This is a genomic window from Neisseria sp. P0009.S007, from assembly GCF_051962515.1.
The window spans coordinates 1-497 of record NZ_JBQCVF010000863.1 but is presented as its reverse complement, the minus strand read 5'-3'; the positions used below and the strand labels follow the sequence as shown (position 1 = coordinate 497).

Below are 497 nucleotides of genomic sequence, written 5' to 3'. Positions count from 1 at the left end.
GGGCTATGGCTGCAAAACCGTTACGCGTGAAGACGGTTCGGTTTTGGTGGCGGCGAAAAAAGGCGCGATGAACAAATGGGGCTATATCTTTGCTCATGCCGCGCTGATTGTAATTTGTTTGGGCGGTTTGATAGACAGCAATATCCTGCTGAAAATCGGTATGCTTACCGGCCGGGTCGTGCCGGACAACACTGCGGTTTACGCCAAAGACTTTAAGCCCGAAAGCGTGTTGGGTACGTCCAATTTGTCGTTTAGGGGCAATGTCAATATTTCGGAAGGGCAGAGCGCGGACGTGGTATTTCTGAATGCGGATAACGGCATGCTCGTGCAAGACTTACCGTTTTCCGTCAAATTGAAGAAATTCCATATTGATTTTTACGATACCGGTATGCCGCGTGATTTCGCCAGCGACTTGGAAGTTACGGACAAGGCAACCGGCAAAGTCAGCGAACACACCATCCGCGTCAACCATCCTTTGACGCTGCACGGTATTACGG

1 protein-coding gene is annotated in these 497 nt (G+C 50.5%); it reads left to right on the top strand.

Features of this window, described 5'->3' with window-relative positions; translation table 11 throughout:
• Positions 1 to 497 (top strand): cytochrome c biogenesis protein ResB (locus ACTHS3_RS16815; RefSeq protein WP_440368618.1); only part of this gene is annotated, 497 nt, incomplete at both ends.